At 72.9% G+C, this 13,765-nt stretch carries 12 protein-coding genes; 9 read left to right on the forward strand and 3 right to left on the reverse strand.

The genetic code is table 11. The features are described 5' to 3' along the window. Positions 1-40: 40 nt before the first annotated feature. On the forward strand, positions 41-805 hold the full coding sequence (locus tag ACFY1S_RS16105; RefSeq protein WP_387118030.1) for a YqjF family protein: 765 nt from the start codon (positions 41-43) through the stop codon (positions 803-805). Here the strand turns inward: ACFY1S_RS16105 and ACFY1S_RS16110 are convergent. Continuing rightward, positions 799-1,776: an aldo/keto reductase gene (locus ACFY1S_RS16110; RefSeq protein WP_387118033.1), complete on the reverse strand. Its 978-nt coding sequence runs from the start codon at positions 1,774-1,776 to the stop codon at positions 799-801. The two genes, ACFY1S_RS16105 and ACFY1S_RS16110, sit on opposite strands and share 7 nt — an antisense overlap. Positions 1,777-1,834: 58 nt before the next feature. Here ACFY1S_RS16110 and ACFY1S_RS16115 point away from each other — a divergent pair, with 58 nt between their 5' ends. The 3 genes from ACFY1S_RS16115 (at position 1,835) to ACFY1S_RS16125 (ending at position 4,675) form a co-directional block, all read left to right on the forward strand. Next, positions 1,835-2,239 carry a GNAT family N-acetyltransferase gene (locus ACFY1S_RS16115; RefSeq protein ID WP_387118036.1) on the forward strand — a complete coding sequence of 135 codons (405 nt, stop codon included), beginning with the start codon at positions 1,835-1,837 and terminating at the stop codon, positions 2,237-2,239. Positions 2,240-2,350: 111 nt separating this feature from the next. Further along, complete coding sequence (locus ACFY1S_RS16120) at positions 2,351-3,202, forward strand: hypothetical protein (RefSeq protein WP_387118039.1); 852 nt, start codon at positions 2,351-2,353, stop codon at positions 3,200-3,202. Between the two features lie 93 nt (positions 3,203-3,295). After that, positions 3,296-4,675, forward strand: coding sequence for a cellulase family glycosylhydrolase (locus ACFY1S_RS16125; protein WP_387118041.1), 1,380 nt, complete (start codon positions 3,296-3,298; stop codon positions 4,673-4,675). Positions 4,676-4,786: 111 nt separating this feature from the next. Here the strand turns inward: ACFY1S_RS16125 and ACFY1S_RS16130 are convergent, their stop codons facing one another. Together ACFY1S_RS16130 and ACFY1S_RS16135 are read right to left on the reverse strand one after the other, a co-directional pair. After that, positions 4,787-4,993 (reverse strand): DUF397 domain-containing protein, encoded by a 207-nt coding sequence (locus ACFY1S_RS16130; protein ID WP_387118044.1) that lies wholly within the window; start codon positions 4,991-4,993, stop codon positions 4,787-4,789. Then, entirely contained in the window at positions 4,986-5,873 is an 888-nt protein-coding gene (locus ACFY1S_RS16135) for a helix-turn-helix domain-containing protein (RefSeq protein WP_387118047.1), read from the reverse strand. The genes ACFY1S_RS16130 and ACFY1S_RS16135 overlap by 8 nt, the downstream gene beginning before the upstream one ends. 319 nt (positions 5,874-6,192) lie before the next feature. Between ACFY1S_RS16135 and ACFY1S_RS16140 the strand changes: the two genes are divergently transcribed. The 5 genes from ACFY1S_RS16140 to ACFY1S_RS16160 all read left to right on the forward strand — a co-directional run bounded on the left by ACFY1S_RS16140 (position 6,193) and on the right by ACFY1S_RS16160 (position 13,763). Further along, the gene (locus ACFY1S_RS16140; protein WP_387118051.1) at positions 6,193-8,862 is read left to right on the forward strand and encodes a glutamate--cysteine ligase; all 2,670 of its coding nucleotides are present in this window, start codon (positions 6,193-6,195) and stop codon (positions 8,860-8,862) included. Positions 8,863-8,951: 89 nt separating this feature from the next. Continuing rightward, positions 8,952-10,730, forward strand: a complete 1,779-nt coding sequence (locus ACFY1S_RS16145) for an N-acetylglutaminylglutamine amidotransferase (RefSeq protein ID WP_387118054.1) — start codon at positions 8,952-8,954, stop codon at positions 10,728-10,730. Further along, positions 10,731-12,566: a S9 family peptidase gene (locus tag ACFY1S_RS16150; RefSeq protein ID WP_387118057.1), complete on the forward strand. Its 1,836-nt coding sequence runs from the start codon at positions 10,731-10,733 to the stop codon at positions 12,564-12,566. 17 nt (positions 12,567-12,583) lie between these two features. Further along, positions 12,584-13,135 (forward strand): hypothetical protein, encoded by a 552-nt coding sequence (locus ACFY1S_RS16155; RefSeq protein ID WP_387118060.1) that lies wholly within the window; start codon positions 12,584-12,586, stop codon positions 13,133-13,135. A gap of 73 nt (positions 13,136-13,208) precedes the next feature. Further along, positions 13,209-13,763: a dihydrofolate reductase family protein gene (locus ACFY1S_RS16160; RefSeq protein WP_387118063.1), complete on the forward strand. Its 555-nt coding sequence runs from the start codon at positions 13,209-13,211 to the stop codon at positions 13,761-13,763. Positions 13,764-13,765: the final 2 nt, after the last annotated feature.

The following is a 13,765-nucleotide window of genomic DNA, read 5'->3' on the forward strand; positions in this document are numbered from 1 at the left end:
CGGTGTTGGCCCGCCCGTCTGCGCCGGGCACGATGAGGCGGTGCACATCGAACCGGTCGACCACTCGCCCCGACAGGCGTTCTCCTGGGCGGTCCTGCGTCAACGCTGGGAGGACCTCACGTTCCTGCACTGGGCCGTCGATCCGGCCCTCGTCGCACCGCTGCTGCCGCCCGGGACCCGGCCGGACACCCTGGACGGTGTCAGCTACGTCGGGCTCATCGGTTTCCGGATGGTCGGGTTGGGCCTCGGTCGCGGCCCGGGCATCCCGTACCTGGGCACGTTCTGGGAGACGAACGTGCGGCTCTACTCGGTCGACGACACCGGCCGCCGGGCCGTCGTGTTCCGCTCGCTCGACGCGTCCCGCCTCGTGCCGGTGCTCGTGGCGAGGGTGACGCTGGGTCTGCCGTACCTCTGGTCGTCGATGCGGTTGGACCGCGACGGCGACCTGCGCACCTACCGGTGCCGGCGTCGCTGGCCGGGCCCGGCGGGTACGACGAGCCGGATGGTGGTGCGGGTGGGGGAGCGGATCGACGAGCCGACGTCCCTTGAGCATTTCGTCACCGCCCGCTGGGGGCTGCACACCCGGGCGTACGGGCGCACGCTGCACCTGCCGAACTGGCATCCGCGCTGGCCGCTGCACCGGGCCGAGCTGCTGGGTCTGGACGACGAGCTGGTCGCCGCCGCCGGGCTGCCGGCGCCGGTCGGGCCGCCGGTAAGCGTGCTGTACTCGCCTGGTGTGCCTGTGGCGTTCGGTGCGCCCGTGGCCGCCCGGCCGGACGGGGCCGGGCCGCCTGGCCCTCAGTAGCGACCGCCCTCGGGCGCGGGGAGCGCGTCCAGGTCGGCCAGGTCCTCGGCGCTGAGCCGCACGTCGCCTGCCGCGCAGTTGTCCACCAGGTACGTCGGCGTCTTGGTGCCGGGGATCGGGATGACGAGGCGGCCCTGGGCGACGACCCACGCGAGGGCGACCTGCGCGGAGCTGAACCCGGCCCGGTCGGCGATCTCGCGGACCCGCGCGACGATGGCGAGGTTGGCCCGCAACGCGTCCTGCTGGAAGCGCGGCAGGCCGCGGCGGAAGTCGTCGGCGGGCAGGTCGTCGAACGAGGTGAACCGGCCGGTGAGGAACCCCCGACCCAGCGGCGAGAACGGCAGGAAGGCGATGCCCTGCTCGGCGCAGTACGGCAAGACCTCGGTCAGCGGGTCGCGGGTCCACAGCGACAGCTCCGACTGCACCGACGCCACCGGGTGGACCGCCTGGGCCCGCACGATCTGGGTCACGCTCACCTCGGACAGACCGATCTGTCGCGCCTTGCCGGCCGCCACGACCTCCGCCATCGCGCCCCAGGACTCCTCGATGGGCACCTCCGGGTCGACCCGGTGCAGCTGGTAGAGCTCGACGTGGTCGGTGCCGAGTCGGCGCAGGCTGGCGTCGATCGCCGCGCGGATGTGCTCGGGACGGCCGTTGTTGCCGATCTTCGGCGAGTTGCCGGGGCCGCCGGTCGGGGACGTCGCCACCAGCCCGACCTTCGTCGCCAGGACGGCCCGTTCCCGGTGCCCGCCGGCCAGCGCCCGGCCGACCAGCTCCTCGTTGGTGTACGGCCCGTACACGTCTGAGGTGTCGATCAGGGTGGCGCCCAGGTCGAGAGCCTGGTGGATGACCGAGATAGAGGTGTCGTCGTCTCGGGGGCCACTGATGTCGTAGCCGTGGCTCATGCCCATGCACCCGAGACCTATGACGCCGACCTCGGGCCCCGCACTGCCCAGTGTGGTGGTTCGCATGCGCCCTACGCTACGACCGTTCCGCCCGCCGCGCGGTGCCGGTCGGTATCGTCGGACGGTGCGCGTCCGCGAGTTCGCCTGGCCCGACTACGACGACGTGGCGGCACTGTGGACCGGGTCGGGACGGGACGTGCTGTCCCGCGCGGAGTTGACCGCGAAGCTGGTTCGGGATCCGCAGTTGTTCCTGGTCGCCGAGGTGGCCGACGCTGTCGTGGGAGTGGTGCTCGGCACCTACGACGGGCGCCGGGGGATGATCCTGCGGCTGGCCGTGGCTCCGGCGTACCGTCGCCGGGGCGTCGCCACCGCGCTCGTCGCCGAGGTGGAGAGGCGGTTCGCGGCGCTGGGGTGCCCCCGGGTGAACCTGCTGGTCCTGCCGGAGGACACCGCCGCGCTCCGGTTCTGGCAGGCACTGGGGTACGTGCCCCAGCCCGACGTTCTCTGCTCCAAGCCGCTCAGCCGGTAGTGTCGAGCCGCGTTCGTCGCCGGGGACGCCCGGTGCACGCCCTTAGAATCGATAGCCTTGACTGTCTGCGGTGTGGTGTCGTAGGTGGTCGGCGCGAAGGGGGTGCGGGAATTGGGACCTGACGAGCGGGGCAGGCTGTTCGAGCAGGCGCGGGAGCTGTCGCAGCGGCAGGACGCCTGGGCGGAGGCCGACCGCCTGTGGGTGCGGGTGATCGACGCCTACCGGCAGGCGGTGCGCGACCCGGGTCGGGCCGACCGCCGCGACCACCAGCAGTTGGCGCGGGCGCTGTGGCGGCGCGGGATGCTGCTGTCCGCCCGTGGCCGGTCCGCCGAGGCGATGGCCCCAGGCGGTGAGGCGGTAGCCATCTTCGAGCGGGTGTACGACGCGGTGGCGGCCGAGGGTGGGAGCGTGACGGTCGCGCCCCGGGACGACGCGCTCGCGGAACTGGTCACCGCGCTCGTGGATCTCGCCGAGATCGCTTTCTCCGCAGGTCAGCCCGCCACCCGTCGGGACCTGCTGGAACGGGCGGTGGCGGTGGGTCTGGCCTCGGCCGGGGACCCGCCGTCCGCCGGGCCGCGCACCCGGGAGGCGATGGGTACGGCCTACCACAACCAGGCGACGGCGCTGCTGCACCGGCACCTCACCCGGCCGTCGTCGGCGGACGGCGCCCAGGAGGCGGCGCTCGCGGCGTCGCGAGCGTGCGAACTGCGGCAGGGGCTGCTCGACCTGGCCCGCCCGCTGACCTTCTGGGAGATGGCCAACACCTACGGGGTGTACGCGCAGTGCCTGGTCCTGATCGGCGACCTCGACCGGGCGGCGATGGTGCTGGCGATGGGCAACCGGTTCGTGGAGACGCTGGGCCCGGCCGCCGAGGTGCCCGCCCAGAAGTTGCGGACCGCGACCGAGATGCTGGCCCGGGAGAGGGGCGGGACCCCACGTCGCTGGGGCTGGCGGCGGCGCTGACCCGCGCTTGCAAGACATAGCAGTCGATCGATACTGTGCGCGAAGGCGCCGCCCCGCCTCAGACCGTCACCGTCGATCCGAAGCGGGTTCCGCATGCGCACACTGAGACTTGTCACATCGCTGGCCGTCGCCGGCCTGCTCGCCGGCGCGATGGCGATGTCCGCCACGCCGGCCAGCGCGGCGACAGCCGCCTTCTCCGTGACGAACAACTGGGGCAGCGGCTATCAGGGCCAGGTCACCGTCACCAACGACACCTCCGCACCGATGAGCGGTTGGCGGGTCGAGTTCGACCTGCCGGCCGGTACGACGATCAGCCAGTCGTGGAACGCGCAGCAGACGACCTCCGGCAACCACCACACCTTCGCCAACGTGTCCTGGAACGGCACCCTCGGGGCCGGCGCCTCGACGTCGTTCGGCTTCCTCGTCAACGGCTCCGGCACGCCTGTGAACTGCACCGTCGACGGCGCCTCCTGCGCCGGCGGCCCGCCGCCGACGACCCCGCCGCCCACCACACCGCCGCCGACGACTCCGCCGCCCACCACACCGCCGCCGACGACTCCGCCGCCGACCACCGGCACGCCCGTCGAGCGGTACGGACAGTTGCGCGTCTGCGGCACGACGATGTGCGACAAGAACGGGTCACGGGTGCGGCTGCGCGGCATCAGCAGCATGTGGCTCAACTGGGAGACCGCCCCGTACGCCGAGAACCTCTCCGCGCTGACCTGGATGCGGGACAACTGGAACCTCCAGGTGATCCGCGCGGCGATGGGCGTCGAGCCCGCCGGGGCGTACCTGAGTGACCCGGGCAGGGCGCGGGCGCAGGTGGAGACCATCATCAACAACGCGGTCACCGCCGGCGTGTACGTGATCGTCGACTGGCACGCCCACGAGGCGCAGAACAACCAGTCCCAGGCGGTGGCGTTCTTCGGCGACCTGGCCCGCCGCTACGGGCACCTGCCAAACGTGATCTGGGAGCCGTGGAACGAGCCGCTGCAGTTCAGCTGGACCGGCGTCATCAAGCCGTACCACCAGGCGGTGGTGTCCGCGATCCGCGCCGCCGACCCGGACAACATCGTCGTGCTCGGCACGCCCACGTGGTCGCAGGACGTGGACGCGGCGGCGGCCAGCCCGGTCGCCGGCACCAACCTCATGTACACACTGCACTTCTACTCGTGCACGCACGGCGCGTCGCTGCGCGCCAAGGGTGACGCGGCGATCCGCGCCGGGCTGGCGCTGTTCGTCACCGAGTGGGGCGCCAGCAACGCCGACGGCGGACTCGACGGCCGGGCCTGCCTGCCGGAGGCGCAGTCCTGGATCGACTGGATGACGTCGAACGGCATCTCCTGGACGGCCTGGAAGCTCGACGTCGGCACGGACACCACAAACCTGCTGAGCCCCGGCGCGCCGGTGACCGGAGGATGGACCAACTACCTGCACGGCCACGCGCCGTTCGTGGTCGCCAACATGAGGTGACACGGCCCCGCGCCTGATCGCCTTCAGGTCGCCGATGTCGGGGTATCCGGGTCAGTGGGATGCCCCAACATCGCCGCTCCACCGGCACTGTTTCGCGTCGACGCCCGCGGGTCAACCAACCGGGGGTCTCTCGACGCCTACCGACGCGACGAACGCCCGCCAGGCCGCGGGTGGGAAGAGCAGCACCGGACCCCGCCGGTCCTTCGAGTCCCGCACGGGCACCACGCCTGGGAGATTGGTGGCGACCTCGACGCAGTTACCGCCGTTGTCGCCGCTGCGGGTGCTCGTGCGCCAGATGGCGTTGCTCAGATCAGTCATGTCGCATCTCCCCGATGATGGTCTTGATCATGTCGCTCGATTCTGCCTCGGGCAGCGCCAGCCTCTCCAGACCCCGCCAGGCGTCCTCGTAGGCGCGTAGCTCGTCCGGCTTGTCGAGGTACAGCGCTCCCGTGAGGGATTCGCTGTAGACCACCGACGGCTCGGGAACCGCCCGGCCGCCGTCGCCTGCGGGAAAGTCGAGGATGACGAAGGAACCGGCTGTCGCCCCCGGGTGCGGCCCGGCGGCGAGCGGGACCACCCGCACCGACGCGTTCGGGAGTGCGGACACCTCGAGCAGGTGGGTGAGCTGCGCGGTCATCACGCTGCGACCGGAGACGACACGGCGGAGGGCTGCCTCCGAGAGCACCGCCTCCAGGTGGGGAGGCTGGGGCAGGCGACGCCTCAGCAACGCCTGCCGTTGCAGCCTCACCTCGACCGCCCGTTCGCGGTCCTGGGCGCTGATCCGGCTACCCGTCTGGTAGAGCGCGACGGCGTAGCTGCGGTGCTGGAGCAGTCCGGGGATCAGCGTCTCGCCGTACTCGCGCAGGCGGGAGGCGGCGGATTCCAGGCCGACGTACAGCTCGAACCAGCTCGGCACCGCGTCACCGTACGCGTGCCACCAGCCCTTGGACTTCGTCTCGACGGCTAGGCCGCGCATCGCGGCGGTCATCTCCGGCGGCACCCCGTACAGCTCGCACATCGCCTTGACGTCGAGCACCCGGACGGACCCGGTGCCGCACTCGATGCGCCAGATCTTCTGCCTGCTGTACTCCAGTGCCTCGGCGGCGGCGTCGAGTGTCACCCCTGCCTCGTTGCGGTACTGCCGCAGCAGCCGGCCGAGTTGCCGGCGCGGCACGGTCGATCCAACATCCTCGGCCATTTGCACACTCCCCGATTTCATGCCGCAACGCTGCGTCACGCCGCCCTGCAACACCTACGTGGTGCAGCGGCGAATGTCAATGCACAACAAGGGCTTCGTGGTTCCGGATGTTGCATGTGCGCTGCTGACCGTCACCGGACGACCACACGGCGACAGCGCTGGTCAACCGCGACGAGGTCGACCCGACGAGGCCGCTGTGTCCGAAGACGATCAGTCGGCAGAACGGCGCGTCACCTTAACGCGCCGGAAACACCCCCGGCACCAAGCCTGGGAACGCTCGTCGGACAGTCGAGACACCGACACGCGAACCGGGGTGACCATGGCCGACAACACCACGAACGCGGCGACATTCGACGGGCCGGTGGGCCGATCCGGCAACGGCCGGGCCGTGCCCAGGCCCCGCCCCGCCCCGGCCGCGCCGGTGCACGACGACGACCCGGCGGACCTCGCCACCATCGGTGTGGAGGAGGAGTTCCACGTCGTCGACCTGCACACCCGGGAACTGGTGCCCCGGGCCGGGGAGCTGCTCGACCGGCTGCCGGCCACGTCGTTCACCGCCGAGCTGCACCGCAGCGTGGTGGAGACCAACACCGAGGTCTGCCGCACCCTCGACGAGATCCGCGCCGAACTGACCCGGCTGCGCCGGTCGGCGGTCCAGGTCGCCGACCGGGCCGGGCTGGGCATCGTCGCGGCCGGCACGGTGCCGCTGCGCGCCAACGGCGACCCGAGCGTCACCCCCACCTCGCGGTACCGACGGATGCTCGACGAGTACCAGATGCTCGCCCGCGAGCAGTTGATCTGCGGCGCGCAGGTGCACGTCGGAGTGTCCGACCGGGACCTGGCGGTGGCGGTCACCCGACGCGTCCAGCCGTGGCTGCCGGTGCTGCTCGCCCTGTCCACCAGCTCGCCGTACTGGATGGGTCAGGACAGCGGCTATGCAAGCGTCCGCTCGCTGGTCTGGCAGCGGTGGCCCACGGCCGGCGACCCGGGCGAGGTGACAAGTGCGGCCGACCACGAGGCGCTTGTCGCCGAGCTGATCTCCTCGGAGACCATCACCGACCCGGCCATGATCTACTTCGATGTCCGGCCGTCGGCGCACGTGCCCACCGTGGAGCTGCGGATCACCGACGCGAACGCCGACGTGGAGACGATCGTCCTGCTCACCGGGTTGTTCCGGGCGCTCGTACGGCGGGAGGTCGCCGCCCTGCGCGCCGGGGTCGAGCGCACGGCCGTCCGGCCGCCGGTGCTGCGCGCCGCCGTGTGGCGGGCCGCCCGCTCCGGGCTGGAGGGTGACCTGCTGGACCTGCCCCGCTCGGCCCGGCCGGTGCCGGCCGCCGAGGCGGTCCGCCGCCTCGTGGCCGACCTGCGCCCACAGTTGGAGGCGACCGGCGACGCCGAGCAGGTCCGCGAGCTGACCCGGTACGCGCTGGAACGCGGCAGCTCGGCCGCCCGGCAGCGGCGGGCGTACGAGCGGCGCGGCCGGCTCGCCGACGTGGTCGACCTGCTGCTCGACGAGACCCGGGGCCTGGCGCGCGCACCCCTGCCGGGTACGCCGCCGGCACCCGCGCTGTCCACCTACGCCGATGCCGGCGACGAGGTCTTCGGGCCGGGCGGGCCGGCGCCCGCGTACCGTCCGCTGCTCGCGGCGCTGCGCACGCTCGGCGCCGCCGGCCTGCGTCGACGCGAGCACGACCGGGACGAGGAACAGCGCGCCCGGGGCGTGACGTTCAGCGTGGCCGGCGAGGCGAGCACCAGGCTCTTCCCGGTCGACCTGGTGCCCCGGGTGGTGCCCGCCGACGACTGGCGGGTGCTGCGCACCGGCCTGGTGCAGCGCGCCCGCGCGCTCGACGCGTTCCTGCGCGACGTGTACGCCGACCGGGCCGTGGTGGCCGACGGGGTCGTGCCGGCCTGGGTGGTGGAGTCCTCCCCGGGGCTGCGCCCGACCGGGGCGCTGATGGGCCGGCGTGGTACGCGCGCCCAGGTGTCCGGAACCGATCTCGTCCGCGACCCGGACGGCGGCTGGTACGTGCTGGAGGACAACCTGCGGGTGCCCTCGGGTATCGGGTACGCCGTGCAGAACCGCCGGCTCACCCGGGCGGTGCTGCCCGAGCTGCCGGTGCCCGACGACCTGCTGCCCGCCGACGAGACACCGGCGATGCTGCGCCGGGCGCTTCTCGCCGCCGCTCCCGCCGCCGCCGGCGACCCCGCCGTCGTGGTGCTCAGCAGCGGGCCGGGCGATCCGGCCTGGTTCGAGCACCGGCTGCTCGCCGACGAGATGGGCGTGCCGCTGACCGAGAGCAGCGACCTGCTCGTGCAGGACGGCCGTGTCCACCTGGTCCGGGAGGGCCGCCGCAGCCAGGTCGACGTGATCTACCTGCGGATGGACGAGGAGGCGCTGCTGCACGCCCCGGGCGCCGACGGCGTTCCGCTGGGCTGGCCGCTGCTCGCGGCGGTGCACGCCGGGCGGCTCACGTTGGCCAACGCGCTGGGCAACGGAGTCGGCGACGACAAGGCGCTGTACGCGTACGTGCCCCGGCTCATCGAGTACTACCTGGGGGAGAAGGCGCTGCTCGGCGACGTGCCCACGTACCTGTGCGGGCTGCCCGAGCAGCGCGCCGAGGTGCTGGGCCGACTCGACGAGCTGGTGCTCAAGCCGGTCGACGGGTACGGCGGCGACCGGGTGGTGATCGGCCCGCGCGCCGAGGCCGAGGAGCTGGACGCCGTCCGCGAGCAGATCCTCGCCGCCCCGCACCGGTGGATCGCCCAGGAGGTGGTCGCGCTCACCACGCACCCGGTCTTCGACGGCACGGCCCTCGCGCCGCGCCACGTCGACCTGCGGGCCTTCGTCTTCCTCGGCGAGACGGCCGAGGTGGCACCCGTGGCGCTGACCCGGGTCGCGCCGGCCGGCAGCATGATCGTCAACTCGTCGCGGGGCGGCGGGTCGAAGGACACCTGGCTGCTCGGCGGAACCGATCAGCCCACGGCGTAACTCACGCTTGACCCGGATGTCATCGGGGCGCAACCCGGTCCGCCAAGCCTGGACCGGTCAGCGGTCCGAGCCGATGAGAGGTGCGTGCCATGTGCGGTATCGGCGGCGAGTTCCGCCTCGACGGGGCGCCACCGGACATGGCGGCGCTGGAGCGGATGCTCCCCGTCCTGTCCTCCCGGGGCCCGGACGGCGAGGGGCGGTGGCAGCACGGAAACGCGGCGCTTGTGCACCGCCGGCTGCGCATCATCGACCTGTCCGACACCGGCGCCCAGCCGATGGTCGACACCGAGCTGGGCCTCGCCCTGGTCTTCAACGGCTGCATCTACAACTACCGGGAGCTGCGCGACGAGCTGACGACCGCCGGCTACTCCTTCCGGTCCACCTCGGACACCGAGGTGATCCTCAAGGCGTACCACAGGTGGGGGACGGCCTGCGTCGAGCGGTTCTACGGGATGTTCGCGTTCGCGCTTGTCGAGCTGGCCACGCACACCCTGGTGCTGGCCCGCGACCGGCTCGGCATCAAGCCGCTCTACCTGGCCGGGACACCGGGCCGGATCCGCTTCGCGTCGACCCTGCCGGCGCTGCTCGCCGCCGGTGACGTCGACACCGACCTCGACCCGGTGGCGCTGCACCACTACATGAGCTTCCACTCGGTGGTGCCGCCACCGCGCACCATCCTGGCCGGCGTCCGGAAGCTGCCCCCGGCCACCGTGCGCGTGATCACCGCGGACGGCCGCAGCACCGACACCGTCTACTGGCGGCCGGAGTTCACCCGCGCCTCCGCGCCAGCCATGTCCGCCCAGGAGTGGCAGGAACGGATCATGGGGGCGCTGCGCACCGCCGTACGCCGCCGGATGGTCGCCGACGTGCCGGTGGGTGTGCTGCTCTCCGGCGGCCTGGACTCCAGCCTGATCGTCGCCCTGCTGGCCGAGCAGGGCCAGACCGGGCTGGCCACGTTCAGCATCGGCTTCGAGGCGGCGGCGGGGGAGAGCGGCGACGAGTTCCACTACTCCGACCTGGTGGCCCGCGAGTACGGCACCGACCACCACCAGATCCGCATCGGCGCGGCCCGGTTCGTGTCCGCCGTGCACGAGGCCATCGCGGCGATGAGCGAGCCGATGGTCAGCCACGACTGCGTGGCCTTCCACCTGCTCTCCGAGGAGGTCTCGCAGCGGATCACGGTGGTGCAGTCCGGCCAGGGCGCCGACGAGATCTTCGCCGGCTACGACTGGTACCCGCCGATGGCGAACGTGGCCCGCGCGGACGCCGTCGAGGCGTACGCCCGGGTGTTCTTCGACAGGCGGCACGACGCGCTCGCCGGGCACCTGGCGCCCGAGTGGATGCTCGACCACGACGCCAGCCTGGAGTTCGTCACCGACCATTTCGGAGCGCCCGGCGCGGACACCGCGCTGGACGCGGCGCTGCGTCAGGACAGCCTGGTGATGCTCGTCGACGACCCGGTCAAGCGGGTCGACAACATGACGATGGCGTGGGGGCTGGAGGCCCGGGTGCCGTTCCTCGACCACGAGGTGGTCGAGCTGGCCGCCGCCTGCCCACCGGGGCTCAAGCTGGCCCAGGGCGGCAAGGGCGTGCTGAAGACCGCGAGTCGGGGCATCGTGCCCGACGAGGTGATCGACAGGCCGAAGGGCTACTTCCCGGTGCCCGCCATCCGGCACCTGTCCGGCCCGCTGCTGAACGACGTCCGCGAGGCGTTGACCGCGGCACCGGCGCGCGAGCGCGGCCTGTTCCGCAAGGACTACCTGGAGGAGTTGCTGGAGGCGCCGAACGCCCGACGGACCACGTTGGGTTCCAACGCGCTCTGGCAGCTCGGGCTGCTGGAGCTCTGGTTGCAGCAGATCGGGGTTTAGATGAGCGTACGGATCGAGGTGCCACGCCGGGTCCGACCCGTGCGTCACCGGCCGTCGGTGACCCTGCCCCCGGGCGAGGACTTCGCGCCCGCGCCGTCGCCGGACGGCCGGCGGGTGGCGTACGTGTCCGACCGGGCCGGAACCCCTGCCGTGTGGGTCCGCGACGTCGACGCCGCCGAGGCCGTCGCGCTGCCCTGCGGCGACGAACCGGTCCTGGCGGTGAGCTGGTCCCCCGACGGGCAGTGGCTGGCCTGCGTCGTCGCGCCCGGTGGCGCGCCCCGCACCGAGCTGTGGGTGCTGCGCCCGGACGGTACGCGGCGCCGCCAGGTCGCCGGGTTCGGCCGCCGCAGCGCGGCCCTTGCCTGTTGGCTGCCCGGCGGCGCGTTGATGGCCGTCACCGAGACCGCCGAGCGGGGTGCCGCCGTGCTTGTCGACACGGGCACCGGGCACCGGCGGGTGCTCGCCGAGGACGACCTCCTCACCCTCCTGGACGTCACCCCGGACGGCGGGACCGCCCTGCTGCGCCGCGGCCCCCGCAACGCCCGCTGGCTGGAACTGCTCGACGTGGCCACCGGCGACCGGGTACGACTGTTGCCGGACACCGGCCGGGGCAGCACCGACCAGGGCTGGTTCGGCCCCGACGGGACGAGCGTGCTGGCGCGTACCGACGCGTTCTCGGAGCTGGCCGCGCTGGTGCGCGTCGATCCGACGCGACAGGCGCTGCCCCCGGCGCGACTCGCCGCGCGGCCGGACGCCGAGCTGGAGCACGTGACGCTCAGCGCCGACCGGGGGAGCGCCGCGCTGCTGTGGAACACCTACGGCGGGCGCAGCGAGCTGAGCCTGCTCGACCTCGCCGACGGGGTGCAGCGGGCGGTGGCCGCCCCCGGGGAGGTGCTCGACGGCGCCGTCTTCGCCGCGGGCGGGGACCTGCTCTGCGTCACCGCGCAGGGGCCGGTGCAGCCCCGCGAGGTCTGGCTTGTCGATCCCGCGACAGGTACGCCACGCCCGCTGCGGCCGGACACCGGCGCCGCGCGTACGGGCGACGGCGGTGTCGCTCCGCAACTGGTCGACCTGCGTGCCCGCGACGGGCTGCCGCTGTCCGGCTGGCTGTACCGCCCGGCCGGTCCGGGCCCCTGGCCGACGGCGATCAGCCTGCACGGCGGTCCCGAGGCGCAGGAGCGTCCCGGCTACAACCCGCTGTTCCAGGCCCTCGTCGCGCAGGGCGTCGCGGTGTTCGCGCCGAACGTGCGCGGCTCGTCCGGCTTCGGCCGCTCCTTCGTCGCCGCCGACAACCTCGCCGGCCGGTACGGGGCCATCGCCGACGTGGCGGCGTGCGCCGAGCACCTGCTCGACAGCGGTGTCGCCCGGCCCGGCCAGCTCGGCTGCCTGGGTCGCTCGTACGGCGGCTACCTGGTGCTCGCGGTGCTGGTGAACTTCCCCGGCCTGTTCGCCGCCGGGGTTGCCGAGTGCGGCATCTCCGACTTCCACACGTTCTACGCCGGCACCGAGCCGTGGATCGCCGCCGCGGCCGTCAGCAAGTACGGCGATCCGGTGCGCGACGCGGAGCTGCTGCGGGACCTGTCGCCGATGACCCACATCGACCGGCTCGACGTGCCGGTGCTGCTCATCCACGGCGCGAACGACACGAACGTGCCGGCCGGGGAGTCGGCGCAGGTGGCGGGTTCCCTCGCCGCCCGGGACGTGCCGCACGGGCACCTCGTGCTCACCGGCGAGGGGCACGACTTCCTCGCCCGCGACAACGCCGCGACGGCGCGTACGGCCACCACCGCCTGGCTCACCCGGCACCTCGCCGCGCCGGCTGTCATCCGCGGCTGAGGCGTTATCCTGCGCCGGTGGACGTCACGGCGCAGGGCGAGCGGCTGGCCGCCGACCTGGGCCGGTGGCTGGCCGACCTGACGTTCGTCGACCTGGACACCGACGAGGTCACCGCGCGGGTCATCGACGCGGTGGAGCGGTGGGCGCAGGCGCAGGGCTGGCGGGTGTACCGGCGCGCGCCCAGCGTGTTGCCGCTGCCGCCGCCCCTCGAACAGCGGCACTCGGTCCTCGACGTGGCGTGCGCCCGCCCGGACGGTCCGCCCGTGGTGGTGGAGGTCGACCACACCGACCGGGCCCGTACGGTGCGGAAGCTCACCGCGGAGGCGGACGCCGGCCGGATCCCGATCTGGGTGCGCTGGGGCGTCGGGCGGTTCTCCGCGCCCCCGCCGCCGGTGCGGATGGTGACCGTAGAGGTGACCAGGCGCGCTGGCCCGGCGGGGCGTGGACGGCTGCACAGCCGTACCGGCGACCGCCCCGCGCCCGCGCACTCGGCGGGCGGCGGAACGGTGGCCCCGCAGGCGCTGCCGATTCCCCTGACCGACCTTTCGGACCCTCGCAAGCGCACCTGAAGCGAATCGTAAGCGCGGCTCGGCAGAGTTCTGGGTGTCACCGGAGCACACGACGAACACCCAGGAGATTCCGATGCGCAAGCTCATCAACTCGACCTACATCACCCTCGACGGCGTCATCGAGAACCCGATGTGGACCGGGCCGTACTTCGACGAGGAGGCCATGGGCCTCGCCGGCGAGCAGACCGACGAGGCGGACGCGATGCTGATGGGCCGGGCCACCTACGACGGGATGTCAGTCGCCTGGCCGCAGCAGGACGAGAGCGACCCGACCACCGGCGCGGCGTACTTCAACAACGTCAAGAAGTACGTCGCCTCGACCACCCTCACCAACCCCACCTGGAACAACACGGAGGTGCTCCAGGGCGACCTGGTCGAGGCGGTCACCGCGCTCAAGGCCCGGGAGGGCAGGAACATCATCCAGTACGGCTTCGGCTCGGTCACCGCGCAGTTGATCGCCGCGGGCCTGGTGGACGAGGTCCGGTTCTGGATCCACCCCGTGCTGGAGGGCACGGCCAGCCTGACGGTGCCGCTGACGGACTTCAAGGCGTCGTTCGACCTGGTCGACACCCGGGTGCACAAGAGCGGCGTCATCGTCGCCTCGTACCGGCCGAAGACGGCCGCCTGACC

Origin of the sequence: Micromonospora sp. NPDC000663 (assembly GCF_042898105.1) — a bacterium.
Lineage (GTDB): Bacteria > Actinomycetota > Actinomycetes > Mycobacteriales > Micromonosporaceae > Micromonospora.

Coding starts and splice junctions, on each gene's coding strand:
- ACFY1S_RS16110 (WP_387118033.1), bottom strand. CDS start 1,776: ATGCGAACCACCACACTGGGCAGTGCGGGGCCCGAGGTCGGCGTCATA.
- ACFY1S_RS16125 (WP_387118041.1), top strand. CDS start 3,296: ATGCGCACACTGAGACTTGTCACATCGCTGGCCGTCGCCGGCCTGCTC.
- ACFY1S_RS16130 (WP_387118044.1), bottom strand. CDS start 4,993: ATGACTGATCTGAGCAACGCCATCTGGCGCACGAGCACCCGCAGCGGC.
- ACFY1S_RS16135 (WP_387118047.1), bottom strand. CDS start 5,873: ATGGCCGAGGATGTTGGATCGACCGTGCCGCGCCGGCAACTCGGCCGG.
- ACFY1S_RS16140 (WP_387118051.1), top strand. CDS start 6,193: ATGGCCGACAACACCACGAACGCGGCGACATTCGACGGGCCGGTGGGC.
- ACFY1S_RS16145 (WP_387118054.1), top strand. CDS start 8,952: ATGTGCGGTATCGGCGGCGAGTTCCGCCTCGACGGGGCGCCACCGGAC.
- ACFY1S_RS16150 (WP_387118057.1), top strand. CDS start 10,731: ATGAGCGTACGGATCGAGGTGCCACGCCGGGTCCGACCCGTGCGTCAC.
- ACFY1S_RS16160 (WP_387118063.1), top strand. CDS start 13,209: ATGCGCAAGCTCATCAACTCGACCTACATCACCCTCGACGGCGTCATC.